This is a genomic window from Burkholderia sp. MSMB1589WGS (assembly GCF_001636105.1).
GTDB lineage: Bacteria > Pseudomonadota > Gammaproteobacteria > Burkholderiales > Burkholderiaceae > Burkholderia > Burkholderia humptydooensis.
The window spans coordinates 1,210,138-1,231,981 of sequence record NZ_LNJT01000008.1 but is presented as its reverse complement, the minus strand read 5'-3'; the positions used below and the strand labels follow the sequence as shown (position 1 = coordinate 1,231,981).

Genomic DNA, 21,844 nt, shown 5'->3' with positions numbered 1-21,844 from the left:
GAAGGGCATCGTCGTCAGTGTTGTCGGCGTAATTGGGAGCATTTTTTTCATGCACCAAGATGGCAGCGCGCGTGCCGACGTTCTTATCGATCGACCGCCCACCGATGTCTGGAAAATCGTATCGAACAGCGCCGCGTATCCTGAGTGGAATCCCTTCATTACTCGGGTTGACGGCGATTTCAGGGAAGGAGAAACAATCCGAATTGTGCTAGGCACTGAGCCCGATTCGATGGTGTTCAAGCCGACGGTCCTGCTCGTCCGTCCGGAACAAGAGCTTTGCTGGCGTGGCAGTCTATGGATTCGCGGCGTCTTCGACGGTACGCATTGCATTCGCCTAACCGCCGTAGCCGGCGGCACCCATCTTGAGCAAACGGAGTCTTTCTCTGGATTGCTTGTTGGCCGCTTGACGAAAGACGTAATCGGGGAGACTCGGAGAAATTTCCAGGCGATGAATGCTGCGCTCAAGCAGCGTGCAGAATCGCAAACGCCGTGAGCGCCTGCTTCTCGTGCGATGCCAACGGAATCCGCAGCATTAGTTGCTGGCCGGCCAGTTCCGGACATTGGGGTCACTGGCGCTGAATTGACGACAATCTGGCAAACTTCCCGAAACACCGACACATGGAGGGCGCAGGTGTCCATTAATGTCAGCGGCACGGAGGGCTACGCGGAGAATTCGCCATTGCTCATCGAGCAATGGCAAGACATTTCGTTTGCCGAGCATCATGCGCCCATCATGCATCTCGTTCCGATAGCACCGTCCTGCGTTCTCGACGTCGGAGCCGGTATCGGAACCGACGCTGCTGCGTTTGTGACGATGGGGCATTCGGTCGTAGCCATCGAACCGGTGGACGCGTTGCGAGTTGCAGGAATCAGGCAGCATCCGTCTCCCCGGATTGAATGGCTGGACGATAGCCTTCCGGATCTCGCGATACTGCGTTCGAGACGAAAAGAATTCCACTTTGTAATGCTATCCGCTGTTTGGATGCACCTTGACGAGCACGAACGTCGCCGTGCGATGCCGAATGTCAGCGCTCTTCTTTGCGATGGTGCCATACTGATCATATCCTTGCGTCACGGCCCCGTTCCGGAAGGCCGACGGATGTTCGATGTTTCGGCGGCGGAGACGATGCAACTCGCGAATGCTCGTGGCCTGCGAACTGTAATGAACGTTCAGACCGAATCTTCTCAGCGAGGAAATCGGCGTATGGGCGTGACGTGGAGTCGCCTTGCTTTCGTCAAGGACGGTGCGCGGGGCTACCGGGAAGCTTAAACTCCCCGCACGAGTTACCGCTACCAGGAGTGACGAATGTCGGCTTTGGGTCGGTAAGCGCCATCCACGGAAATCCACGAAGAACCAAGAATCAGCGGTAGTCGACCGCGGGCAATGGGCGGCAACGGACGGCGACTGTCGCAGATCGCCGACCGCCGACCGCCGAGTGTCGGCCGCCGATCGTCGGCCACCGAGCACCGGCCGCCCCGCGCCTCCGCGCAATCGCTCCGCTACGCGCTGACGTCCGGCCCGCCGCACGCGGCCACGCGCGCGCAGTGCGATGCGCTCTCGTGCGAGCCGCTTCGCGACGTTCGCGACAGGGATGTCCTGCCCGCCCGCGTCGACGCCGCCGATGACGCGCAACGGCGATGCGGGCTCACTGCCCAGCGCGATTTTCTGCATGGCGATGGCTCCCGTGACCGCAGGCGCGAATGTGACCTTTGCCGGATGGGAACGCAACGAACGCAACGCGCATGCCCATTTGCGTTGCGCGCAAAGGCGCACGAACACGGCCGCAAAAGTTATAACGGCTTGCCGAAAAGCACGGCGGCTCGCGCGTCGCGCGCGAGCCCATGTCGGGCGCGTTCCGCAGACAGTGGCACACCGCTTGCGGCACCGTGAGGCACCCGGCCGCCGCGCCGATTCGACAACAGGGGCTGACGATGAACGACATGCAATTCCACGTACCGCGATACACGCAACCGCGTTCGCCCCATCATGCCGCGAATCGCTTCGGCCGCTTCGCCACGGCCGGTCTGATCGCGCTCGCGGCCGCATGCCTCGCGCTGCCGCAGGCCGACGCCGCGGGCGATCGCGACGAAGGTGAAGGCCGCGCTGCTCGCGACGAACGATCTGTCGTCCGGCGACATTCACGTGACGACGCGGCGCGGCGCGGTCCAGCTCGCGGGCACGGTGCCCGACGAGCGGCAGCGCACGCTCGCCGTCGACGTGACGAAGCAGGTGGACGGCGTGAAGAACGTGCGCGACAGGCTGACGGTGCGGCCGAAATAACCGGCCGTTTGGCAGGGAGGCAGTCATGCAATGCACGCTGACGCCGATCGGCGAGCAGGCGGCCGTGATCATCGGCGCGACGGGCGGCATGGGTCTCGTATGGCGATGATCGTGGCGGGCCGGTTCACGACGTTCGAGCAGGCGGAGGCGGGCGCGCGGCATCTGTATGCGCGCGATTTCGGGCCGGACGACGTATCGATGTTCTTTCTGAATCCGAGCGGGCAGCACGCGAAGTTTCCGATCGGCGGCGACGTCTACGCGGATTCCGCTGCGCGGCCGGGCAGCGGCCCGGGCGCCGCCTATGGCGCGGCGCTCGGTGCGATCGTCGGGCTCGTCGTGGGTTTCGTCGTCCACGTGCTCGGCTGGCGCTACCGGGTCGCATGGCTGGCCTCCGCGCTCGTCGGCTGCTACATCGGCGCGCTCGGCGGCGCGCTGCGCCGGAGGCAGGGCCGCCAGATCGAGGGGCTCGGCACGCTCAGGCAAAGCGATACCGGCGTGATGCTCGCCGCGCACGTGACGGGCGAGACGGCGGGCGCGGTCGAGGCGGTGCTGCGCGCGAGCGGCGCGGCGAACGTCGAGCGCGTCGACGGCGAGTGGCGCGACGGCGAATGGGCCGACTTCGATCCGGCGCGGCCCGACGTGCCGCCGCGATAGCGCAGCCCGTGCGTCGCCCGAACGCGTCGAGCTCGCGCCCGAGCCAGTACCGGCGCGCGTCGATTTCCCGCAGCGCGGCTCTCTCGAGCACGCGCCGCGCTCCGCTCACGCCGGCGCCCGGCGGCGCCGGGCCACGCGCGCATGCTCGTCGCCCGCATAGCCGAGCAGCGTCGCCCATGCGGTGTCGAGCCATTGCGCGAGATCGACGCCGAACGTGCGCCGCACTTCGTCCTCGGCGGTATAGGCGAGCACGCGCAGGCTCGCGACGCCGAGCCCCGTCAGCGCATCGTCGTCGAAGTCCGCGCGCTGCGCCGGCGCGGCCCCGCTGACGAGCGCCGCGATCGCGCGGGCCGCGTCGCTCGCGTCTGCGTCGGCGTCCGCGCGCGCGTCGGCAAGCGCCGGCAGCAGCAGCGCGAGCACGCACGCCACGCTCGCGCACGTTTTGAGGGCCATGAACCGTCTCCGCGAAAGCGATGGACTGACGCCGCAAGCGCCGTGCCCGCATCGGGTCCGTCCGTTGCTGCCGCGCGGGATGACGATATCCGGACGAAGGAGGTTTCGATGACGAACGAACGCATGGAGCCGGGCGAAGACGTCGTGCTATGGCGTCCGCTCGACGGCGCGCGGGCCGGCCATCGGCGCGTGCTCGTGGTCGACGATTACCGCGACGCGGCGCAGGCGCTGCGGCTGCTGCTCGATGCGCGCGGCTTCGAGTGCCGCGTCGTCGACGATCCGTTCGAAGTCTGCGGCACGGCGGGCGACTGGCAGCCGTTCGCGATCGTGCTGGACATCGCGATGCCGGGCCTCGACGGGCTCGAGATCGCGCGGCGGCTGCGGCGCGAGCGCACGACCGCGCACATGCTGCTCGTCGCGTGCAGCGCGTACTCGGCGCGGCACGACCTCGCGCGTGCACGCGACGCGGGATTCGACGCGTTCTGCGCGAAGCCGTTGACGCCGCACCGCCTGCTGCGTTTTCTCGAAGCGGCGAGCGCCGGCGCGCGCGACGGTTGAGCGGGCAGGCCGGCTGACGCTTTCGTTACAGCGCGTTTTGTAAAAAAGCGCGACGCGCGCGGGCGTCGCGCAAACGCAAAAAAGAGCGCCGCGAGGCGCTCGAAGGACTGCTCTGCGGTCGAACCCCAGGTTCCCGGACGTGTTCACAGAGCAGCGTGGCGCGCGTGCGGGCCGGAGCGCGCGCCGGCCTGGTGCCTAGTGCCGGCCGTCGCCGCGCTCGGGCCGGTCGGGCGACGCCTCGGGGGGCGGCGCGTCGATGCCGAGCGCGTCCTCGTCGGCGTCGCTCCAGTACGGCGCGCTGCCGTAGTACTGATGCAGCGACGCGGCCCAGTTCGGATCGGCCATCGCCGGCCAATGGCTCTTGTCGAATCCGGGCGCGTTCCTGACGCGCTCGGACGACACCGCCACGTGGAAACATTTGCGGTCGGTGTCGAGCGTGAGCGCGCTCCACGGAATCGCGAGCAGCTTGTCGCCGATGCCGAGCAGGCCGCCGCTCGACAACACCGCATAGGCGACCCGGCCGGTGCGCACGTCGAGCATGATCTCCTTGATCTTGCCGACGTCGTCGCCGTCCGTCGTGTAGACCTTGTCGCCGTCGAGCGTGCTCGTCGCCATCACGTCGGGGCCCGGGCCCGCTGCGGTGTCGCGGCCCTTGCCGATGCTTCGCGTGGTGCGTTGCTGAGGGGTGTTCATCGTCGACCTCCTTCGATTGAGCGGCGGCCGGGCGTCGCCCGGCAGCGCCGCGCGACCGGCCGATGCTGCCGTGCCGGTCCGGATACGGTCGCGCCGCGGGCGTGCGGCCCGCCGCCGCGGCCGTGCGCGCTGGCCGCGCCGCATTCCGTTCAGGAGCGGCGCGGCTGCGACACGCGTTCGAGCGTGTTCGCGACTTCGTCGCGCGATGCGCCGTCGGTGCGCGTCGCGATGTCGCCGATCGACAGCATGCCGACGAGGCGCTTGTCGTGATCGACGACCGGCATCCGCCGCACCTGCGCGTCCGCCATGTATTTCTGGACGTCGTCGACCTGATCGTCGTCGAAGCACCATTCGATCGGCCCGGACGCGATCTCGTGCACTTTCGTGTCGGGCGCCTTGCCGGCCGAGACCGCGCGCACGGCGAGATCGCGATCGGTGATCATGCCGATGAGCCGGCTGTTCTGACAGACGGGCAGCGCACCGATGTCGAAACGCGCCATCAGCTCCGCCGCATGCCGGATCGAATCGGACGGGGCGACCTGGACGACGTCGCGCGACATGATTTCGTTGATGCGATGCATGGGACCTCCTTTGTCGTGAGATGCGCGATGAATGCAGCAAGGGGCGTGCCGCCGGCGCGAATGCGCCCAGCCTCGATGCAACACGAATCCGAAACGAGCCCTCCGATCCTCGCCGCGCCGATCCACGCGGCGCTGCATTCCGTCATCGACGCAGTCGTGCATCGAAGCGTGTCCGAGGCGACGACGAAGAACGGCTACATGCGCTGCGCCGATTACGCGATCGTCGGCGCGCGCGTGCTGAGCATGCCGACCGGCGCGCGATACCGGCCCGTCGCGGGCGGCGAAGTGCTGGATTTCGGCGACGGCAAGCTGTTCGTGCTGGGCTCGACGCGCGAACGGCGCCGCGCCGCCAAGCATCTGTCGCAGCTCGCGCGCTATCACTGCTGGATCGAGGCGCGTCACACCGACGCCGACGGGCGCGCGCGAACCGAGGTCATCGATTTCACGATGCGCCACGACGCGATGGTCGCGAGCATGGTCGGCGTGCCGTTCACGGGCTCGCGCGGGACGTACTGATGGGGATGGGACGACGAGCACACGGTGCCCGCCGAGCTGCGGGACCATCCGGCTCTCGCCGACCGGCGCGGCACCGAATGCGATCCGGGCGGAAATGGGTGGAAACGGCCGCCGAAGGTCGGCTAGATGGCCGAGTGCGGAAACCCCAGTGCGACCAGAATGGCGATCAGCAGCGCGCATTCGATCGCTGCCAGTGCGGTGACTTCGACCGCGCCTTCGACTTCCCTCCACATGCGCCTGGCCCTGCTCATTTGATGCTCCTTGATTGACGATCCGGCGGCGGTGCGTCCGCCGCCCGACGTTCCTCCATTGAAAATCGCTGCGAAACGACAGACACCGGACACGCGTAGGCACGCGTGCGCGTATCCTGCCCAACCGCGCATCGTGGCCGCGGGCCGTCGTAAAACCTGCACGGGCAGCCGCGCTGACGGCAGCCGCCCGCATGCGTCAATGCTTCGCGCCGCCGCGCCGGTGCGCGTCGCGCGCCGGCCGATGCGGCTTGCCGCCGCGCGCGGGCTTCGAGGAATCGACGCGCGTGACGCCGTCCGTCGCGGGCGGGTCGCTCGCCGGGAAGGTGTCTTCGAGCGCCTTGTCGATCAGGTCCTCTGACCGGTGCGTGCGGATCTCGTCCTTGTCCTTCATCGGCGGCGAATTCGGCGCGCGCCGCGCGTGTTGCCGCTGGCTGTGCTGGGTCATCTCGGTTCTCCGGCAAGGTCTGTCTTTGTCCCTATCGTCAGCAAGGACCGTTCCCGGCAGTCGCGCGCGGGCACGCGAGTTGCCGCGTCGCGCAAAGCGCCGCATGTCGCGGCAGCGCCGTTCGCCGACGCTCGTGCTCATGCGCGGCGGCATCGATGCCGGCCCGGCCGGCCGTCGGCCGTCGCGCAGGCCGCGCGGCCTGCGCGATGCGCGTAATCGAACCCGTTCCGGACGCGGCGCGTCGCCGACGACGCGTCTCGATGCGCGGCGCCCGGGCGACCGGGAGGTGACCAGATGGAAATGCCGAAGTCGACGGTCCATTACGAATCCAGCGTATGCGGCGGCAGTTTCGAATCGGTCTTGAACCGCTTTGGAGATTGGAAGCGCGAGCCGCTCGTCTATCGGCCTGAGCGCCGCATGTTCGAGGGCAAGGACAGCGTGCGCCGCCTGGGCGACGAGGAGTTCGACAGCCCGGACCAGGCGCGCCGCGCGCTGATCCGCTCGTGCGCGCCGCGCGACCGCTTCGCGCTCGCCGCGCCGATTCGCGACGACGATCGTCGGATGTGGCTCGTGATGGCCGCGTTCGAGGCGTGAGCGCGGCAGGCGCGCGGCGGCTTGCAGGATTTACAAGCGGCCGGTGTAACCGATACCGGCTGGGCGGCGGCGCGCCGCGCATGCGTATGGACGTATGACATGCGACATGCGCCACGCGCAAGCGCGCCGACGGGCGCGGTGGGCGTGACGGGCACGACGCTTGCGGGAATCGAAACCGGCATCGTCGCCGCACCGATTCCCTGATGCAACCATTCGATGATCCGTTATGCAACCAGACGTGCTGTTTCATCGGCCGTATCCGCCGATCCCCGATCCGGAATACGTGCCGCCCGATCCCGGCGAAGATGGCGACAATCCGGTCGAGCCGCCTGAGCCATACCGTCACCCGGAGGGCGATCCGCCGCCCGATCCCCCGGTTCACGCATGGTTTGCGTCGCGCGGCCGCCGTGGCCGCTGAGTCGCCGCAGCCGTGTTCATCTGTCGCCGGATAGGCGCGAGCCGTCTTGGCGATGGCTGCTTCGCGAGGGCCGCTCCGAGATGCCCGCTCCATGACGGCCGCTTCGCGACGGCCCTTCTCACAGCGACGGCGGGCATGACGACGGCGTTCGCGGCGGCTGGCCGCCCACCGGAGGAAACGATGACGATCCGAGTCGAGCCCGGCGACAAGCGGGAAATCGCCGAGACGCTGGGCCGCTATTTCGAAACCCGCTCGATGCCTTTTCACATCGAAGAACACCCGGCTGACGTGCTGCACATCGGCTTTCAGGCGGACGGCCATCCGGCCGCCGTGACGGTGACGTTCGACGAAGACGCGTTCGCCGCGTTCGGGCAGTGGGATATCGGGCAGAAACGCCTCGCGCTGCGGCGGCTCGCCGACGAGTTCGCCGAGATGATGGCGCGGCGCAGTCCGACCGCCTATGCGGGCGATTTCCACATCAACCGATTCTGAGCGGCGGGCGTGCGCCGCGCACGACGGCCCGCGCCGTTTGCTCGATGGAGTTTCCATGACGATCCGCAAGATTTCGACGAAACTGGCGAGTGCCGCCGCAGTGGCGCTCGTGGCGGCGTGCTCGCAGAACGGCCCGAACGGCGGCGGATCGCCGCGCGCCGGCAACGCCGGCGGCACGATCACGGACGGCGTCAATCAGCCACCGACCGCCGTCACGCCGACCGACGGCGCACGCTACGGCAACCCCGGCTCCAGCGGCGCGCCGCCGATGGCCCCGGGCGGCAGCAACAGCGCGACGCCCGCGCCGGGCAGCAATTATTGATGCCGCCCGCCGTGCATGGCGCGCAGGGGCTCGCGCGGCGGGCCGCATGCGCGCACACTGGATGGCGCGGCAGCGGACCGGGACGGTGACATCGCGTCGCCGAGCGCCGGCGACGCCGCTCGCCATTCGCCGCGCCTGCCACGCGCGGCTTTCGTGCGAAAGCGCGCGGTACCGACTACAACGCGAACAAAGAGGACAGCACATGAGCGACGCACGAGCCGTTTCGATCCGGGGAGCCGCCGCTCCGAGCGGCGTGGCGGCGCGCCGGCGCGCCGCGCGCGGCATCGTCTGCGCGGCGTGCGCGGCGGCGGCCGTTGCCGTGCACGCGCAGACGCCGTCGCCGCTCGCCGAGTGGCAGTATTCGGCCGGCGTGCCGCTCGACAAGCTCTTCAATCCGAACCCGCAGACATGGCAGATCGCGGTCGGCGCGGCCGCGACGCTGCAGCCGCGCTACGACGGCTCGAACCAGTACCGGCCGATGGCCGGGCCGACGTTCGACGTTCGCTATCGCGACCTGTGGTTCGTGTCGACGGGCGAGGGAATCGGCGTCAACGTGCTGCGCGGGCCGAACTGGCGCGCGACGCTCTCGGCGGGCTACGACCTCGGCCGCCGCGAGGCCGACGACCGCGGCCATCTGACGGGCATCGGCAACATCAATCCGGCGGCGGTGATCAAGCTGTCGGCCGATTACGTGATCTCGCGCGCGTTCCCGCTCGTGCTGCGCGCGGACGTGCGGCGCAGCGTCGGCGGCGCGAACGGCTGGGTGGCCGATCTCGCCGCGTACATGCCGCTGCCCGGCAGCTCGGAAACGTTCTACTGGTTCGCGGGGCCGACCGTCACGTTCGCCGATTCGCGCTACATGAATAGCTGGTTCGGCGTGAACGATGCGCAGGCCGTGCGTTCCGGGCATCCTCGCTACGAGCCGAGCGCGGGCGTGAAGTCGTTCGGCGGCGGCGTGACGCTCGTGTGGTTCGTCACGAAGCACTGGTTCGTGACGGCCGACGGCGCGCTCGAGCAACTCGTCGGCAGCGCCGCGCGCAGCCCGCTCACGCAGCGTTCGACGAACGCGGTCGTCGACGTGTCGATCAATTACCAGTTCTAGCGGCGGGGGCGCGCTTGGGGTTCGACGCGTCGAGCCTGGGCCGTGAAGCTTGAAGCTTCAAGTCCGGAGCCGGGGCTCGAATCTCGCGGCGTTCCGGCCCGCCGATCGTCGCCGATCGCGGCCGATCGGCAGCGGGAGCCTTTCTTGCGTGCCGAACGAATCCGGCCGCGCCGTCGCGCGCGGCGTTCGCATTTTCGTTCGCAAGGAGGTGCGCATGCAGCACACGGAATCGAATCCCACCCTGCGGAAACAGCGCGAAATCGCGGCGAAGCGCTTCGTGAAGACGCCGGCCGCCGGTCGCGACATGCCCGACGCGGCGACGCAGGAGAAGGAGCCCCGCACGAACGAGCGCAAGCTGACCGCCGAGGCGATCGCGGGCAAGACGCCGACCGGCCTGCCCGCGATCGACATCGACAAGTACACGAGCGGCGATGGCGATCCGGTCCGGCGCGCGGCGAGCCGCATCGTCACGCTCGACAACGCGAACATGGCCGCGACCGACAACACCGTCGACGTCGACGGCAAGGGCCTCGAGGCGCGCACGGGGGCGTCCGAGTGGCACGACAACGTGATCTACTCGAACGCGTCGCTCGACGAGGCCGTCGATACGCCCGACGACGGGCTCGCCGGCATCGAGAGCCGCCCGCACGGCTGCCAGCCGGAGGTTAAGCCGCGCGAAGGCTGGCGTGTCGTCTATCGAGGCACCGTCGACGTCGAGCACACGCTGGGCGCGCGCACCGAGCACAAGTTCAGCTTCGAGCGTTCGACCTGAGCGTCACGGCGTCACGGCGGCATCGCGCGGCGCTCTACCGCTCTACTATTGCGGACCCAGCTCCTGCGCCGCCGTATCCGCGTCGTTGCCCTGCGCGACGAGCACGTGGATGTCGTTCGGCGTGACGTCCGCGACGCCGCCCGCCGGGATCGTCAGCAGCAGCCAGTCCGCGTTGTTCGCGATGCTGACGGGCGGCGTCGTGAGGATCGGCGTCTTCGTGCCCGGCAGCGTGACGATCACCTGGTACGTGCCGCCCGACAGATAGATCGAGTCCTGCCCCGACGCCGGCACGGCGTTCTGATACGCGGCGCCCGCGAGCGTCGGGCTTTGCGCGGCGATGTTCGTGCCCGGCGGCACGACGTAGATGTCGACGTTCGGCGCATTCGGCGATGCATTGAAGCTGCGCACGCGCGCCTGATCGGACAGCAGGCCCTTCGCGAACGGATCGTCGATCACCGAGATCGGCGTGGACGTGCTCGGAATCGCGATCGTCGTGTAATGGTGGCCGTTCGCCGCATTGAACGTATGCGACGCGATCGTCACGCTCGTGCCGGTCACGTTGTAGCTTGCGGTCTGCGATCCGCTGCCGACCGAGCGGTAGCGCGTGACGCCCTTGTACGCGATGTTGGTCGCATTGGCCTGCGCATTCAGGAAATAGTCGAGGTTGGGGCCGGCGGGAACGGCGTTGATGAAGCGCGCCTGCGGATTCGAGATGCCGAGCTCGGTGCCCGTATCGTCGCCGCCGCACGCGGCGACGAGCGCGACGGCCGAGATCAGCGCCGCAACGGTTCGAATCGGTTTCATGACTCCCTCTCTGTATCGGTCGGCCGACACGGCGCGGCGCGTTTCGCAGCGTCCGGTGCGGGTATTGCTGGCGCGTCGCGCCGCCGCCGTGGGTGAAGTTGACGTGTCGATGGGTTCGGCGAAAACAGGCTCGGTCGCCGTGCCCGCGCCTCGCGCGACGGGGTGCCCGCAGACAGCAACGCCCATGCCCGTCGATGCGGCGGCGCACGCGGCGGCGCGAATGCATGGAATTTTTGCGGCGAAAGGCAATATCTACGCGGACGCGTTGGCATCGACGCGGCAATCGCCGGCATGCGGCGAAGCCGACCGCATCGATCGCGGCCCCGATGCGGTCCCCATGCAATCCGGCTGCGACCCGAATACGGCCCGGATCGCGGCCCGGATCGCGGCCCGGATCGCGGCCGCGCGCGCCGCGGTCCAAAACTTGCGCACGCGTTTGTAAAAAGCGCCGGCCGGCGCGTCCGCGCGGCCGCATGCCCGTGGCGAAAACCCGTTCGCACAACGCACGCGAAATGGGTATGGAAGTTGCGGAGACCCGGGCATCCACGTCCACCTGCAAGGGAGTTCGGCATGCCCGCCACGCTCGCGTTGCAAATGCGTCAACACCTGGCGCTCACGCCGCGCTTGCAGCAGTCGCTGCGCCTGCTCCAGCTTTCTTCGCTCGAATTCCAGCAGGAGCTGCGTCAGGCGCTCGATACCAATCCGTTTCTCGAAGACGTGCAAGCGCCCGACGACGATACCGCCGAGGCTGCGGCCAAGCCGGGCGACACGCCCGCCGCCGAAGCGGACGCGCGGGCGGACGACGGCTACGCCGACGGCGAAGACGGCGCGCTCGCGAGCGACGCGTCGCCGCCAGTCGTCGGGCAGGACGTGCCGCTGACGGCCGAGCTGTCGGCGCGCGGCTCGAACCGGCGCGCCGACGACGCGTCGGATCTCGAGCCCGGCGACTGGATGACGGCCGAGCCGACGCTGCGCGAGCACCTGCACGACGCGCTGCGTCTCTGCCAGTTGACCCGGCGCGACCGCACGCTTGCGCGGATGATCATCGACGCGCTCGACGACGACGGCTATCTGCGCCAGGCGCTGCCCGAGCTCGCGGCGGCCGACCCGCTGCTGCATCCGGCCGAGCAGGAGCTGCTCGTCGCGCTGCGGCTCGTGCAGTCGCTCGATCAGCCGGGCATCGGTGCGCGCTCGCTGTCCGAATGCCTGCTGCTGCAACTCGATGCGATGCCCGCGGGCACGCCAGGCGTCGAATGCGCGAAGGAGATGGCCGCGCATCATCTCGAGCGTCTCGCGCGCCGCGAGACGGCCGAGATGCAGCGCCGCATCGGCTGCGACACGCGCACGCTGCACATCGCATGCGCGCTCGTGCGGCGGCTCGATCCGCGCCCCGGCAACCAGTACGGCAGCGCGGCGGGCAACTACGTCGTCCCCGACGTGATCGTGCGGCAGGTGCGCAACGAATGGATCGTCACGATCAACCCGGCCGTGATGCCGCGCGCGCGGATTCATCGCCGCTATGCGGAGCTGTTCGCGCAATCGAGCGGCTCGAATCAGTCGCCGCTCGGCCAGCAACTGCAGGAAGCGCGCTGGCTGATCCGCAACGCGCGGAAGCGCTTCGACACGATCCGCCGCGTCGGCGAGTGCATCGTCGCGCGCCAGCGCGATTTCTTCCGCTACGGCGAGATCGCGCTGAAGCCGCTCGTGCTGCGCGACATCGCCGATGAGCTCGGCCTGCACGAATCGACGATCTCGCGCGCGACCGGCAACAAGTACATGGCGACGCCGCACGGCACGTTCGAGTTCAAGCACTTCTTTCCGCGCAAGCTCGAGGCGGCGGGCAAGGGCGCGTGCTCGGCCGCCGCCGCGAAGGTGCTGATCCGCGACATGATCGCGGCCGAGCAGGCGGTCGATCCGCTGTCGGACGTCGCGCTCGCGCAGCGTCTCGCGGGGCGCGGGATCGTGCTTGCGCGCCGCACCGTCACGAAGTACCGGCAGGCAATGAAGATCCCGCCCGCGGAATTGCGCCGCCGCGCGCCACTTTGAACCTGCGGCGAACGCGCGGGCGGCGCGCGTCAGGGTTTGCGGCCGAATGCTTCGCGCAGCTTCTTCTTCGCGCGCTCGAGCGTCGTCCGGCGCGTTTTCGTAAGATTCCGGCCCGCGCGGTTCATGTAGAAATTGAGCATCGACATTGCCGACTGGAACGGATTCGCCTTGCGTCGCGTGCTGTCGAGCGCGGAGCGCTTCAGCGATTGCGCGATCGCTTCGGGGTCGTCGGACTTGAAGACGTCGGGTTCGAGATCGAGCGCGTGGCTGTGCTCCGTCACATCGCTCGACCAGTAGCGGCCGGACTTTTCCTGCGCGGCGCGGGCGCGCTTGCGGCCGGACGCGGGCGGGCGGTGCGCGGTCTCGCGCGGGGCCTGCTTGCGGGCGGGTGTCTTGCGGGTGGCCATCGCGCGCTCACAGCTTGATGCCGCCCGCTTCGGGCGCGTTCGACGAACCGGGCTCGACGTCGCCGACGCCGAACCGTTCGGGCCGCCGGATCTCGAACGGCTCGCGCGTGCGCGAAGCCGGCGTCGGATGCCGGGGGGGCGCGCCGTGCGCCCGGCCTTCGCGCACGCGGCGCGACGGACACGCGCCGCGCGCCGCGTGCGCGAAGGCGGAATGAGCGGAGCGCGTGCGCCTGCCGGCGGCGCGCGAGAACAGCAGGGCGATCGCACCGAATATCCGCATCGCGTGCTCCTTCGTGACGGGCGGCCTCGAATCGAAGCGGCGAGCCGACTTTTCAATATATGGCTTGCGCCGGCATTTGCACAAATCGTATTGAAAATCGGGCCAATCGCGTGCGTTGTTGATTTCGCCGAGTCGAATGTCCGCCTCGGCGCGCGATTTAAACAAGCATCCGTGACGTAAATATCCGCTTCGTCCATCCTGGCGCTTACGTCGTCGCGCTTGCGCCTGCCTGCCCGTCCGCCGCCGCGGCCTGCATGGAGCCGCAGGCTATGCGCGCATGCCGGAAAAGACCGAGTATTTCGTTGCAACGGGAATGCGCGAACGGGCGATTCGACGATAACCACGGCGAATCGGTCCGGATGCACTGTGGACCTATTGGAACGAGACTCGTCGGTTTTACCGGTTCGAACCTGAGAAAAAAATAGAAATGACTGAACCGCGCGGCATCACCCCGCGCGGGCGAAAGAAGGAAGGCACGGGGTGAACGAACAAGCCGCGCGTGACCGTTGCGTTCAACGGCATCGAGGCGGCGCTCGACGCGCAAACGGCGAAGTTCGCCGAGCGCAACGAAGCGGCGGCGCAGGCCTTCGAGCCGGTCAGCGTGCGCCGCGTCAAGACTTGAACGACGGCAAATCCCGCACGATGCGCGCGAGGATCTCGTTCGCCGCGCGCGGCAGCGCGCGCTCGTTGTGAACGAGCACCTTGCCGCAAGGCAAGTTGAACAGCGGGTTGCGCATGCGCAGCGCGACGATCTCGCCGCGTTGGACATCGTCTTCGATCAACAGATGCGTGAGAAACGCGACGCCGTTGCCCGAACGCACGAAACGCCGCATCGCGGGCACCGAGTTCGTGACGAGCCGCGGCGCAAGCGGAATGTTCTCCGCGTGCGCGACGGTATGCACAATCTGCCCGACGCCGTAATACGGCGCAGGCATCAGCGCGAGCGGATAGCGCACCGCATCGCGCAATTCGAGCGGCTCGCCGCGCTTCACGAGCGGATGATCGGGCGCGACCGCGAGAAACGTCGGATGCGCGACGCTCAAGCATTCGCGAATTTCCGGCGGCAACGAAGGATTGTACGTGAGGCCGATATGCGCACGTTTGCGTAATACGTCATCTACGACGTCGTCCGCGGAGCGCACGTTCAATGCGACCGATACGTGCGGATGTCGATGTAAAAAACGGGTGATGACGGAATCCATCAGGTCTTCGACATAGCCGACCGTCAGCGCGATTTCGACGCGCCCGCGCAATTCGCCGTGCAGCGATTCGTGGAACTGCTCTAGTCCGATTCGGCACGCGTGCGTGTATTCGACGAGGAGAGCGGCGGCTTCGGTCGCGATCATGCCGTGCTGGCGGCGCTCGAACAGCGGCGCGCCGATTTCGCTCTCGAGCAACTGCAATTGCCGGCTGACGACGGAGGGCGCGGTGTTCAGCCGTTCCGCCGCCGCGCGGATCGATCCGTGTTCGAGGATCGCGTGGAAATAGCGAAGACGGTTGAGGTTGACCTGAAACGATTGATCCATACGCTTGTTGCCTTGCAAAGCAACGGCTGTACACCAAAGTTGCTATCACTGGGATCATACAGTATGGAGATAATGACCACGATAAATGAGCGCAGGAGTACGCGCAGGCAGATTCCAATACGGGCCATATGAGAGAACAGAACGCATCCGGAAACGCGCGCTCGCGAATCTATCGAAAGGTCGACATCCGCATCCTCGGGTTTCTTGCAGTCTGTTACGTCACGGCCTATATCGATCGCGTCAACATCAGTTTCGCGAAGCTCGCGATGCAGACGGACCTCGGATGGAGCGAGGCCGTGTACGGCCTCGGCGCCGGAATCTTCTTTCTCGGCTACATCGCGTTCGAGGTGCCGAGCAATCTGCGGCTGACCCGTGTCGGCGCGCGGCTCACGCTGAGCCGCATCATGGTGTTGTGGGGTTTGACGTCGATCGCGACGATGTTCGCCGCCGACGTGACGACGTTCTACGTTTTGCGTTTTCTGCTCGGCGTGTTCGAGGCGGGCTTCGCCCCCGGCATGCTGTTCTGTCTGACCCGCTGGTACCCGCAGGCGCGCATGGCGCGCGCGACGGCGATGCTGCTGTGCGCGGGGCCCGTCGGCGCGGTGATCGGCGGGCCGGTGTCGATGCTCGTCATGACGCAGCTCGCGGGCGCGCACGGTCTGGCCGGCTGGCAGTGGCTGTTTCTGCTCGAAGGATTGCCCGCCGTGCTGCTCGGCGTCGTGCTGTTCTTCACGCTGAGCGAGCGGCCGGCCGACGCGAAGTGGCTGAGCGAGAACGAGAGGGCGATCCTGCTGAGCGAACTCGCTTCGGCGCCGCGCGCGGCGAGCCGGCACACGGCGTTTCGCGAGGTCCTGAAAGATCCACGAATCCATGCGATGGCGTTTTCCTATTTCGCGATCATCTGCGGTCTCTACGCGATCAGCTTCTGGCTGCCGACGCTCTTGCGCGGCGCGGGCGTGGAGAACCTGCTGCACATCGGCGCGCTGACCGCGCTGCCGTATCTCGCGGCGATCGTCGCGATGCAGGTGATCGGCCGGCTGTCCGACAAGCGCCGCGAGCGGCGCCGGCACAGCGCGATCGCGCTGCTGCTGAGCGCGGCCGCGCTGGCGGGCAACGTGCTCGCGGGCGACCGGTTCGTCGTCGCGATGGTCGCGCTCGTCGCGGCGACCGCGCTGATGTATGCGTCGTACGCGGTGTTCTGGGCGATTCCCGTCGCTTACCTGAGGGGCGACGTCGCCGCGGGCGGCATCGCACTCATCAATTCGATCGGCCTGTTCGGCGGCTTCGTGAGCCCGACGGTCATCGGCTGGATCAAGACCGCAACGGGCAGCCTGCAGGCCGGGCTGATGGTGATGGCCGCGCTGTTCGTCGCGGGCGCGATCGTGCTGCTCGCGAACCGCGTCGACGCGAACCAGTGGAGCGCCGCCGCGTCATGAAGATTCTGGTTGCCGGGTTCCGGCACGAGTCCAACACGTTCGCACCGAGCAAGGCGACCTACGCGAGCTTCGCGGCGGACGGCGGCCGCTATCCGCTGTCGCGCGGCGCCGAGATCGGCCGGCTCAAGCGCATGAACCTGCCCGTCGCGGGCGCGCTCGCGGCGCTCGACGATGCCGGCCACGTCGCGCTGCCCGCCATCTGGGCCGACGCGACGCCGTCGGGCCGCGTCGAAACGGTTGCGTTCGAGCGGATCGCGGGCGAGATCGTCGACGCCGCGAAGCGGCGCGATGCCGACGGCATCTACGTCGACCTGCACGGCGCAATGGCGACCGAGCGCCATGACGACGGCGAAGGCGAGCTGCTGCGCCGGCTGCGCGAGACAGTGGGCGCGCGCGTGCCGATCGTCGCGTCGCTCGATCTGCACGCGAACGTCACGCAGCAGATGCTCGACAGCGCGGACGGCCTCGTCACGTACCGCACGTATCCGCATGTCGACATGGCGGACACCGGGCGCCGCGCGGTCGCGCTGCTCGACGCGCTGCTCGGCAGGCGCGGCCGCCATCGCCATTTTCGCAGCGCGCGGCGCGTGCCGTTCCTGATTCCGGTCAACGCGATGTGCACGTCGCTCGAGCCGTCGAAGAGCCTGTTCCGGCTGCTCGCGCGGCTGGAGACGGGCAGCGTGCGGTCGCTGTCGTTCGCGCCGGGCTTTCCGGCCGCGGACTTCTCCGAATGCGGGCCGACGATCTGGGGCTACGGCGCGGACCCTGTCCAGCTCGCGCGCGCGGTCGACGCGCTGTACGAGCACGTCGTGTCGACCGAGTCGGAGTGGACGGTGCACTTCATGTCGGCGGACGACGCGGTGGCCGAGGCGATCCGGATCGCGCGCCGCGCGCGCAAGCCGGTCGTGATCGCCGACACGCAGGACAACCCGGGCGCGGGCGGCGGCTCGAACACGACGGGGCTGTTGCACGCGCTCGTCAGGCACCGCGCGCCGGACGCGGCGCTCGGGCTCTTCTTCGATCCGGCGGCCGCGTGCGCGGCGCACGCGGCGGGGCCAGGCGCGTCGGTCGAGGTCACGCTCGGCGCGGACAGCGGGCTGCCGTTTACCGGGACGTTTCGCGTCGAGTCGCTGTCGAACGGCCGCTGCCACTGCGACGGCCCGATGCTCAAGGGCGCGACGTTCGAGCTCGGCCCGACCGCGTGCCTGCGGATCGCCGACGTGCGCGTCGTCGTCACGTCGGCGCGCGTGCAGATGTCCGACCGGAGCTTCTATCGGATCGCGGGCGTCGCGCCCGAGACGATGAAGATCCTGGTCAACAAAAGTTCCGTTCATTTTCGGGCGGATTTCGATGCGATCGCAGATTGCGTGCTGATTGCGAAAGCGGGCGGCTGGATGGCCGCCGACCCGGCCGACCTGCGCTGGACGTCGCTTGCCGACGGAATGCGCACGAGCCCTTGCGGCGCGCCGTTCTTCGGCTGCGGCGGGCGGCGCGCGCCGCATGCGGACGGGATCACGGGAGAGATGCGGATATAGGACGGATGCATTGAGGCGAGCAGCCGCGCAAGGTGCGCCAATACCTGCTGCGGCCTGACCACGGAAGACTTTCAGCGAAGCCCCCATCATGGTTGTCGGCATTGTACGGCAACGTCCATGCCTCGTCGCGCGCGTGCCGCCGCGACGGCGCGGCGCGTTGCGTTTCACGAGGCAGGCGTCCGGGCGCGGCGAGCGTCCGGACGCGGTGCGCGCGCGCCGCTCGCCCGAGCTTCGCGCTTTCGCGGCCGGCGCCCCATCCGGCCGCATCGGTTCGATTGTCACGACGCGCACTGCGCGCGTCGTGCTCCATCTGCCGCCTGGTGGCCCGGTTGTCAGCGGCAGTGGCCTTGCGATCGGAACACGCTCCGGTCGCGCTTTTTATTCCCGAGGCAGCGAGCGCCGCAGCCGATCCCGCTTTCGCATGCCTTTGTCGCGTTGCGGATGCGTTCACGTCGTCGCGCCTTCCGTTTTCAGCGAAGGACCCCATTGCGCACATGGATGAGTACGATGAACTCCTTAGATAGCAACCATCTCCTGAACCCGGCGCGCACGCCGGCAAGACCGTTCGGCGACGCGGCCGAGCGCCGCTCGCTGAAGGCGTCCCCGCGCGTGCAGCGCGTGCTCGACGAGCTCGTCACGCGCATCGTCGACGGCGAATACACGTCCGGCCTGCTGCCGCCGCAGGACGTGCTCGCGCGCGAGCTCGGCGTGCCGCGCTCGGTGATGCGCGAGGTCACGCGCATGCTGACCGCGCGGCGGATGCTGCATGCGCGGACGAAAGCGGGCACGCGCCTCACGCCGCGCAGCGAATGGCGGCTCTTCGACGATCACGTGATGCAGTGGCGGATGCGGATCGCGTCGGACACGGACTTCCTGCTCGACGTCGCCGCGATGTGCGACCTGATCGAGCCGGAGGCGGCCGCGCAGGTGGCCGTGCATTCGGACGAGACGCAGCGCCGTGCGGTGCGCGCCGCGCATGCGGCGCTGCACGACGCGGTCGAGCCCGACGCATTGCGCCGCGCGCTCGAGCTGCTGCATGCGTCGATCGTCGAGGCGAGCCGCAATCAGTTCATCCGGCAGATGGCCGAAGTCGCCCGCGCGGGCGTGATGGCGATCGACCTCGACGCGGCGATGCTGCAGGAGCGCAACGAAGCGATCCGCGACGCGGCGGCGAAGCTCGTCGCGGCGATCGACGGCCGCGACGCGGACGGCGCGCGCACCGCGATGATCGCGCTGCGCGCGGCCGTCAACGAAACGAGCCTCGATCCGGCCTGACGCAGCGCGGGGCGGCCCTGCTCGATGCGCGCCGCCCCGGCGTGATGTCGACGAATTCGGGTATCGTGCTCGCGACGCTCAAGCGCGACGGCTCCGTGCCCGATCTCGCGAGCAAGCCGGCTTAGGGCCTCTCCTGGGCGTGGACGGGCCCTAAGCCGGACGGGTACGCGGCGCGTTTCTATCAGGACTTCGGGATGTCGGCATGTCGGGATGACGGAATGACCGCGAAGCGTGCGGCGAGCGGGCGCATCGTCGCCGCACGCGGCGGGAGGAGCGGCAATCGACGCCCCACCCGCCGCGCTGCTTTGGACTTCTTGTTGTCGGCGCGGCGGGCTGACCGCCGGGCGGCGCCGGCGGCACGGCGGAAAAAGCCGCCCGACGCCGCCGCGGGCGTTGCTCAGCCGCCCGCCATCGTCGGCAGCAGCGTCCGGTAGATGTGGATGAACGCGGGCCCGAGCAGCACCGTCAGCAGCGCGGGAAAGATGCAGAAGATCAGCGGAAACAGCAGCTTCAGCGCGATCTTCGCCGCGCGCTCCTCGGCGCGCATCCGCCGCTGCGTGCGCAGCGTGTCGGACAGCACGCGCAGCGACGCGCCGATGCTCGTCCCGAAGCGGTCCGCCTGGATCAGCATCGCGCAGAACGCGTCGACGTCCTCGGCGCCCGTGCGCAGCGCGAGGTTGCGCAGCGCGGCGTCCTTCGCGAAGCCGGAGCGTATCTCGAGCAGCATCAGCCCGAGCTCGTCCGCGACGATCGGGCTGCGCAGCCGCAGCTCGTCGGCGACCTTCGTCAGCGCCGCGTCGAGGCCGAGCCCCGCTTCGACGCACACGGTCAGCAGATCGAGCGCGTCCGGAAAATCCTCGATGATCTTGCGCTGCCGCAACCGGATGTGGCGCGACAGCATCGCGTTCGGCAGATAGAAGCCGAACCCGCCGATCAGCAAGACCATCGCCGATACCGCGTATGGGTTGTCGCCGAGCGCGGTGCCGATCATGAACGGCATCGCGACCGCGGGCAGCGTGAGCGCGAGCACGGTCTTCGCGGCGAAGTACAGGTGCGCGGCGCCAGGCGAGCGCCAGCCGGCGTTGATGAGGCGCAGCCGCAGCGGCGAGTTCTCCCAGCCGGACTTCGGCAGCGACAGCCTCGAGATCGGCTGCGAGATCTCGGCGAGCTTCTCGACCCAGACGGCTGGCGGCGCCGGACTGTCGCCCGCCGCAACCGCGCCGGAGCCGCCGCCGCCGCCGATCTGCGCGAGCCGCCGCGCGAGGCCGCGCGGCGCGAATGCGAGCCACGTGGCCATCACGCCCGCGACGACGATCGCGAACAGGCCGAGCAGCAGCAGGATATGCATGACGTTGAGGTTTTCCATGACAGTCCCCGAATGTCGTTCAACGAATGATGGCCGGATGCGTGGCGCGCCGCTTCACACGCGAATGCGGATGATGTGCCGCATCCACAGGATGCCGAACGCCATCGACGCGATCGTCATCCCGACGAGCAGGATGCCGGCCGGGTCCTGCCAGAGCACCGCGATGAAGTCGGGATTCATGACCGACAGCAGTCCCGCCGTGCCGAACGGCAGCAGCGTCAGGATCAGCGCGGACAGCTTGCCTTCCGCCGACAGCACGCGGACCTTGTCGAACAGCTTGAAGCGCTCGCGGATCAGGAGCGCGATGCCGTCGAGCAGCTCGGCGAGATTGCCGCCCGTTTCGCGCTGGATCAGCACCGCGATCACGAAGTAGCGCAGATCGGGCACCGGCACGCGCGTCGCGAGATTCAGCAGCGCCTCCTGCAGCGGCACGCCGTAGTTGATCTCATCGAACGTGATCCGGAACTCGCCGCCCATCGGCTCGGCGAACTCGCCGCCCACCATCGAGATCGCGCTCGAGAACGCGTGGCCGGCGCGCAGTGCGCGCGCGATCGTGTCGCAGGTGTCCGGCAACTGCCGTTCGAGCTTGCGCAGGCGGCGTGTCCGGCAGTGCAGCACGAACAGCGTCGGCAGGCATATCGTCGCGACGGAAGCCACTGCCGCGACCCACAGCGGCAGCGGCGCGAAGCTGAGCGCGACGAACGCGGCGAACGGAATCGCGAGCGAGATCCACGCGAGCTTCACGACCGACCACGTGAGGCCCGACTGCTCGATCAGCAGGTCGAGCGTCTGCACGCGCGGCATGCGCATCAGCAGGCGGTCGAACGGCTTCGCGTCGTTGAGCATCCGCTCCTTGAGGATCGACAGCCGTTCCTTCTGCACCTGGCCGCCCGCCGACATCGCGCGGATGCGGGCCTCGATGCGCCGCGCGGCCGGCCCGTGGCGGGCGTTCCACCATTGATAGACGCCTTCGAACGCCAGCACCACGGCGACGAACAGCAGCAGGACGAAACCGTAGAAAATCGGGTCCATGACGG

27 protein-coding genes and 4 pseudogenes are annotated in these 21,844 nt (G+C 68.6%); 19 read left to right on the top strand and 12 right to left on the bottom strand.

The window, feature by feature from the left end:
- Positions 1 to 49: 49 nt before the first annotated feature.
- Positions 50 to 493 (top strand): SRPBCC domain-containing protein, encoded by a 444-nt coding sequence (locus WT16_RS23245; protein WP_059934541.1) that lies wholly within the window; start codon positions 50 to 52, stop codon positions 491 to 493.
- 138 nt (positions 494 to 631) lie between these two features.
- Positions 632 to 1,270 (top strand): class I SAM-dependent methyltransferase, encoded by a 639-nt coding sequence (locus WT16_RS32500; RefSeq protein WP_082874976.1) that lies wholly within the window; start codon positions 632 to 634, stop codon positions 1,268 to 1,270.
- A 288-nt stretch (positions 1,271 to 1,558) separates the two neighbouring features.
- Here WT16_RS32500 and WT16_RS35130 read toward each other — a convergent pair.
- Positions 1,559 to 1,780: pseudogene (locus tag WT16_RS35130) on the bottom strand (hypothetical protein); the annotation flags it as partial.
- Between the two features lie 152 nt (positions 1,781 to 1,932).
- Here WT16_RS35130 and WT16_RS35690 point away from each other — a divergent pair.
- Both WT16_RS35690 and WT16_RS23235 read left to right on the top strand, forming a co-directional pair.
- Positions 1,933 to 2,281: pseudogene (locus WT16_RS35690) on the top strand (BON domain-containing protein).
- A 99-nt stretch (positions 2,282 to 2,380) separates the two neighbouring features.
- The gene (locus WT16_RS23235) at positions 2,381 to 2,935 is read left to right on the top strand and encodes a hypothetical protein (protein ID WP_063534315.1); all 555 of its coding nucleotides are present in this window, start codon (positions 2,381 to 2,383) and stop codon (positions 2,933 to 2,935) included.
- Between the two features lie 105 nt (positions 2,936 to 3,040).
- Here the strand turns inward: WT16_RS23235 and WT16_RS23230 are convergent, their stop codons facing one another.
- The gene (locus WT16_RS23230) at positions 3,041 to 3,388 is read right to left on the bottom strand and encodes a hypothetical protein (protein WP_063534314.1); all 348 of its coding nucleotides are present in this window, start codon (positions 3,386 to 3,388) and stop codon (positions 3,041 to 3,043) included.
- A gap of 108 nt (positions 3,389 to 3,496) precedes the next feature.
- Between WT16_RS23230 and WT16_RS23225 the strand changes: the two genes are divergently transcribed.
- Positions 3,497 to 3,946, top strand: coding sequence for a response regulator (locus WT16_RS23225; protein WP_063534313.1), 450 nt, complete (start codon positions 3,497 to 3,499; stop codon positions 3,944 to 3,946).
- Between the two features lie 195 nt (positions 3,947 to 4,141).
- Here the strand turns inward: WT16_RS23225 and WT16_RS23220 are convergent, their stop codons facing one another.
- Positions 4,142 to 4,639: a PRC-barrel domain-containing protein gene (locus WT16_RS23220; RefSeq protein WP_006028249.1), complete on the bottom strand. Its 498-nt coding sequence runs from the start codon at positions 4,637 to 4,639 to the stop codon at positions 4,142 to 4,144.
- Between the two features lie 149 nt (positions 4,640 to 4,788).
- Positions 4,789 to 5,220, bottom strand: a complete 432-nt coding sequence (locus tag WT16_RS23215; protein WP_059934469.1) for a CBS domain-containing protein — start codon at positions 5,218 to 5,220, stop codon at positions 4,789 to 4,791.
- Between the two features lie 75 nt (positions 5,221 to 5,295).
- On the opposite strand from WT16_RS23215, the pseudogene WT16_RS23210 reads away from it, so the two are divergent.
- Positions 5,296 to 5,733: pseudogene (locus WT16_RS23210) on the top strand (hypothetical protein); the annotation flags it as partial.
- A 125-nt stretch (positions 5,734 to 5,858) separates the two neighbouring features.
- Here WT16_RS23210 and WT16_RS35445 read toward each other — a convergent pair.
- On the bottom strand, positions 5,859 to 5,987 hold the full coding sequence (locus WT16_RS35445) for a hypothetical protein (RefSeq protein WP_015603476.1): 129 nt from the start codon (positions 5,985 to 5,987) through the stop codon (positions 5,859 to 5,861).
- Between the two features lie 196 nt (positions 5,988 to 6,183).
- A complete protein-coding gene (locus tag WT16_RS23205) occupies positions 6,184 to 6,432 on the bottom strand; it encodes a hypothetical protein (RefSeq protein ID WP_063534312.1) in 249 nt (82 codons plus the stop codon).
- Positions 6,433 to 6,726: 294 nt separating this feature from the next.
- Between WT16_RS23205 and WT16_RS23200 the strand changes: the two genes are divergently transcribed.
- The 6 genes from WT16_RS23200 to WT16_RS23175 all read left to right on the top strand — a co-directional run bounded on the left by WT16_RS23200 (position 6,727) and on the right by WT16_RS23175 (position 10,132).
- A complete protein-coding gene (locus WT16_RS23200; RefSeq protein ID WP_063534311.1) occupies positions 6,727 to 7,026 on the top strand; it encodes a hypothetical protein in 300 nt (99 codons plus the stop codon).
- A 226-nt stretch (positions 7,027 to 7,252) separates the two neighbouring features.
- Positions 7,253 to 7,444, top strand: a complete 192-nt coding sequence (locus WT16_RS23195) for a hypothetical protein (RefSeq protein ID WP_006028244.1) — start codon at positions 7,253 to 7,255, stop codon at positions 7,442 to 7,444.
- Positions 7,445 to 7,624: 180 nt separating this feature from the next.
- A complete protein-coding gene (locus WT16_RS23190; protein WP_006028243.1) occupies positions 7,625 to 7,936 on the top strand; it encodes a hypothetical protein in 312 nt (103 codons plus the stop codon).
- Between the two features lie 55 nt (positions 7,937 to 7,991).
- Positions 7,992 to 8,258 (top strand): hypothetical protein, encoded by a 267-nt coding sequence (locus WT16_RS23185; RefSeq protein ID WP_063534310.1) that lies wholly within the window; start codon positions 7,992 to 7,994, stop codon positions 8,256 to 8,258.
- A 202-nt stretch (positions 8,259 to 8,460) separates the two neighbouring features.
- Entirely contained in the window at positions 8,461 to 9,360 is a 900-nt protein-coding gene (locus WT16_RS23180; protein WP_063534309.1) for a MipA/OmpV family protein, read from the top strand.
- Positions 9,361 to 9,574: 214 nt separating this feature from the next.
- Positions 9,575 to 10,132: a DUF3005 domain-containing protein gene (locus tag WT16_RS23175; RefSeq protein WP_063534945.1), complete on the top strand. Its 558-nt coding sequence runs from the start codon at positions 9,575 to 9,577 to the stop codon at positions 10,130 to 10,132.
- Positions 10,133 to 10,177: 45 nt separating this feature from the next.
- On the opposite strand, the gene WT16_RS23170 is transcribed toward WT16_RS23175, so the two are convergent.
- Entirely contained in the window at positions 10,178 to 10,936 is a 759-nt protein-coding gene (locus tag WT16_RS23170; RefSeq protein ID WP_015603252.1) for a DUF4397 domain-containing protein, read from the bottom strand.
- Here WT16_RS23170 and WT16_RS35120 point away from each other — a divergent pair.
- Together WT16_RS35120 and WT16_RS23160 are read left to right on the top strand one after the other, a co-directional pair.
- Positions 10,935 to 11,378, top strand: a complete 444-nt coding sequence (locus WT16_RS35120; protein WP_231892103.1) for a hypothetical protein — start codon at positions 10,935 to 10,937, stop codon at positions 11,376 to 11,378. The two genes, WT16_RS23170 and WT16_RS35120, sit on opposite strands and share 2 nt — an antisense overlap.
- Before the next feature lie 128 nt (positions 11,379 to 11,506).
- A complete protein-coding gene (locus WT16_RS23160; RefSeq protein ID WP_063534307.1) occupies positions 11,507 to 12,982 on the top strand; it encodes an RNA polymerase factor sigma-54 in 1,476 nt (491 codons plus the stop codon).
- A 29-nt stretch (positions 12,983 to 13,011) separates the two neighbouring features.
- On the opposite strand, the gene WT16_RS23155 is transcribed toward WT16_RS23160, so the two are convergent.
- A complete protein-coding gene (locus WT16_RS23155) occupies positions 13,012 to 13,389 on the bottom strand; it encodes a DUF3175 domain-containing protein (RefSeq protein WP_006028236.1) in 378 nt (125 codons plus the stop codon).
- Between the two features lie 7 nt (positions 13,390 to 13,396).
- Positions 13,397 to 13,669, bottom strand: coding sequence for a hypothetical protein (locus WT16_RS23150; RefSeq protein ID WP_063534944.1), 273 nt, complete (start codon positions 13,667 to 13,669; stop codon positions 13,397 to 13,399).
- 499 nt (positions 13,670 to 14,168) lie between these two features.
- Here WT16_RS23150 and WT16_RS35440 point away from each other — a divergent pair, with 499 nt between their 5' ends.
- Positions 14,169 to 14,291, top strand: coding sequence for a hypothetical protein (locus WT16_RS35440; protein ID WP_269447548.1), 123 nt, complete (start codon positions 14,169 to 14,171; stop codon positions 14,289 to 14,291).
- Here WT16_RS35440 and WT16_RS23145 read toward each other — a convergent pair.
- A complete protein-coding gene (locus WT16_RS23145; protein ID WP_006028233.1) occupies positions 14,281 to 15,195 on the bottom strand; it encodes a LysR family transcriptional regulator in 915 nt (304 codons plus the stop codon). The two genes, WT16_RS35440 and WT16_RS23145, sit on opposite strands and share 11 nt — an antisense overlap.
- 128 nt (positions 15,196 to 15,323) lie before the next feature.
- On the opposite strand from WT16_RS23145, the gene WT16_RS23140 reads away from it, so the two are divergent.
- The 4 genes and pseudogenes from WT16_RS23140 to WT16_RS32480 all read left to right on the top strand — a co-directional run.
- Positions 15,324 to 16,631 carry an MFS transporter gene (locus tag WT16_RS23140; protein ID WP_063534306.1) on the top strand — a complete coding sequence of 436 codons (1,308 nt, stop codon included), beginning with the start codon at positions 15,324 to 15,326 and terminating at the stop codon, positions 16,629 to 16,631.
- Complete coding sequence (locus WT16_RS23135) at positions 16,628 to 18,166, top strand: M81 family metallopeptidase (protein WP_063534943.1); 1,539 nt, start codon at positions 16,628 to 16,630, stop codon at positions 18,164 to 18,166. Before WT16_RS23140 ends, WT16_RS23135 begins: the two co-directional genes overlap by 4 nt.
- A 507-nt stretch (positions 18,167 to 18,673) precedes the next feature.
- Complete coding sequence (locus tag WT16_RS23130; protein WP_009916044.1) at positions 18,674 to 19,441, top strand: FCD domain-containing protein; 768 nt, start codon at positions 18,674 to 18,676, stop codon at positions 19,439 to 19,441.
- Between the two features lie 26 nt (positions 19,442 to 19,467).
- Positions 19,468 to 19,566: pseudogene (locus tag WT16_RS32480) on the top strand (Lrp/AsnC family transcriptional regulator); the annotation flags it as partial.
- A gap of 272 nt (positions 19,567 to 19,838) precedes the next feature.
- Here WT16_RS32480 and WT16_RS23125 read toward each other — a convergent pair.
- Together WT16_RS23125 and WT16_RS23120 are read right to left on the bottom strand one after the other, a co-directional pair.
- Positions 19,839 to 20,807, bottom strand: coding sequence for a type II secretion system F family protein (locus WT16_RS23125; RefSeq protein ID WP_063534305.1), 969 nt, complete (start codon positions 20,805 to 20,807; stop codon positions 19,839 to 19,841).
- Between the two features lie 54 nt (positions 20,808 to 20,861).
- Positions 20,862 to 21,839 carry a type II secretion system F family protein gene (locus tag WT16_RS23120; RefSeq protein WP_009917575.1) on the bottom strand — a complete coding sequence of 326 codons (978 nt, stop codon included), beginning with the start codon at positions 21,837 to 21,839 and terminating at the stop codon, positions 20,862 to 20,864.
- Positions 21,840 to 21,844: the final 5 nt, after the last annotated feature.

What these genes read in the sequence shown, in the direction of transcription:
- WT16_RS23245 (WP_059934541.1), top strand. Translation starts at nt 50, where the DNA reads ATGCACCAAGATGGCAGCGCGCGTGCCGACGTTCTTATCGATCGACCG.
- WT16_RS23235 (WP_063534315.1), top strand. Translation starts at nt 2,381, where the DNA reads ATGGCGATGATCGTGGCGGGCCGGTTCACGACGTTCGAGCAGGCGGAG.
- WT16_RS23230 (WP_063534314.1), bottom strand. Translation starts at nt 3,388, where the DNA reads ATGGCCCTCAAAACGTGCGCGAGCGTGGCGTGCGTGCTCGCGCTGCTG.
- WT16_RS23225 (WP_063534313.1), top strand. Translation starts at nt 3,497, where the DNA reads ATGACGAACGAACGCATGGAGCCGGGCGAAGACGTCGTGCTATGGCGT.
- WT16_RS23220 (WP_006028249.1), bottom strand. Translation starts at nt 4,639, where the DNA reads ATGAACACCCCTCAGCAACGCACCACGCGAAGCATCGGCAAGGGCCGC.
- WT16_RS23215 (WP_059934469.1), bottom strand. Translation starts at nt 5,220, where the DNA reads ATGCATCGCATCAACGAAATCATGTCGCGCGACGTCGTCCAGGTCGCC.
- WT16_RS35445 (WP_015603476.1), bottom strand. Translation starts at nt 5,987, where the DNA reads ATGAGCAGGGCCAGGCGCATGTGGAGGGAAGTCGAAGGCGCGGTCGAA.
- WT16_RS23205 (WP_063534312.1), bottom strand. Translation starts at nt 6,432, where the DNA reads ATGACCCAGCACAGCCAGCGGCAACACGCGCGGCGCGCGCCGAATTCG.
- WT16_RS23200 (WP_063534311.1), top strand. Translation starts at nt 6,727, where the DNA reads ATGGAAATGCCGAAGTCGACGGTCCATTACGAATCCAGCGTATGCGGC.
- WT16_RS23195 (WP_006028244.1), top strand. Translation starts at nt 7,253, where the DNA reads ATGCAACCAGACGTGCTGTTTCATCGGCCGTATCCGCCGATCCCCGAT.
- WT16_RS23190 (WP_006028243.1), top strand. Translation starts at nt 7,625, where the DNA reads ATGACGATCCGAGTCGAGCCCGGCGACAAGCGGGAAATCGCCGAGACG.
- WT16_RS23185 (WP_063534310.1), top strand. Translation starts at nt 7,992, where the DNA reads ATGACGATCCGCAAGATTTCGACGAAACTGGCGAGTGCCGCCGCAGTG.
- WT16_RS23180 (WP_063534309.1), top strand. Translation starts at nt 8,461, where the DNA reads ATGAGCGACGCACGAGCCGTTTCGATCCGGGGAGCCGCCGCTCCGAGC.
- WT16_RS23175 (WP_063534945.1), top strand. Translation starts at nt 9,575, where the DNA reads ATGCAGCACACGGAATCGAATCCCACCCTGCGGAAACAGCGCGAAATC.
- WT16_RS35120 (WP_231892103.1), top strand. Translation starts at nt 10,935, where the DNA reads ATGACTCCCTCTCTGTATCGGTCGGCCGACACGGCGCGGCGCGTTTCG.
- WT16_RS23170 (WP_015603252.1), bottom strand. Translation starts at nt 10,936, where the DNA reads ATGAAACCGATTCGAACCGTTGCGGCGCTGATCTCGGCCGTCGCGCTC.
- WT16_RS23160 (WP_063534307.1), top strand. Translation starts at nt 11,507, where the DNA reads ATGCCCGCCACGCTCGCGTTGCAAATGCGTCAACACCTGGCGCTCACG.
- WT16_RS23155 (WP_006028236.1), bottom strand. Translation starts at nt 13,389, where the DNA reads ATGGCCACCCGCAAGACACCCGCCCGCAAGCAGGCCCCGCGCGAGACC.
- WT16_RS23150 (WP_063534944.1), bottom strand. Translation starts at nt 13,669, where the DNA reads ATGCGGATATTCGGTGCGATCGCCCTGCTGTTCTCGCGCGCCGCCGGC.
- WT16_RS23145 (WP_006028233.1), bottom strand. Translation starts at nt 15,195, where the DNA reads ATGGATCAATCGTTTCAGGTCAACCTCAACCGTCTTCGCTATTTCCAC.
- WT16_RS23140 (WP_063534306.1), top strand. Translation starts at nt 15,324, where the DNA reads ATGAGAGAACAGAACGCATCCGGAAACGCGCGCTCGCGAATCTATCGA.
- WT16_RS23135 (WP_063534943.1), top strand. Translation starts at nt 16,628, where the DNA reads ATGAAGATTCTGGTTGCCGGGTTCCGGCACGAGTCCAACACGTTCGCA.
- WT16_RS23130 (WP_009916044.1), top strand. Translation starts at nt 18,674, where the DNA reads ATGAACTCCTTAGATAGCAACCATCTCCTGAACCCGGCGCGCACGCCG.
- WT16_RS23125 (WP_063534305.1), bottom strand. Translation starts at nt 20,807, where the DNA reads ATGGAAAACCTCAACGTCATGCATATCCTGCTGCTGCTCGGCCTGTTC.
- WT16_RS23120 (WP_009917575.1), bottom strand. Translation starts at nt 21,839, where the DNA reads ATGGACCCGATTTTCTACGGTTTCGTCCTGCTGCTGTTCGTCGCCGTG.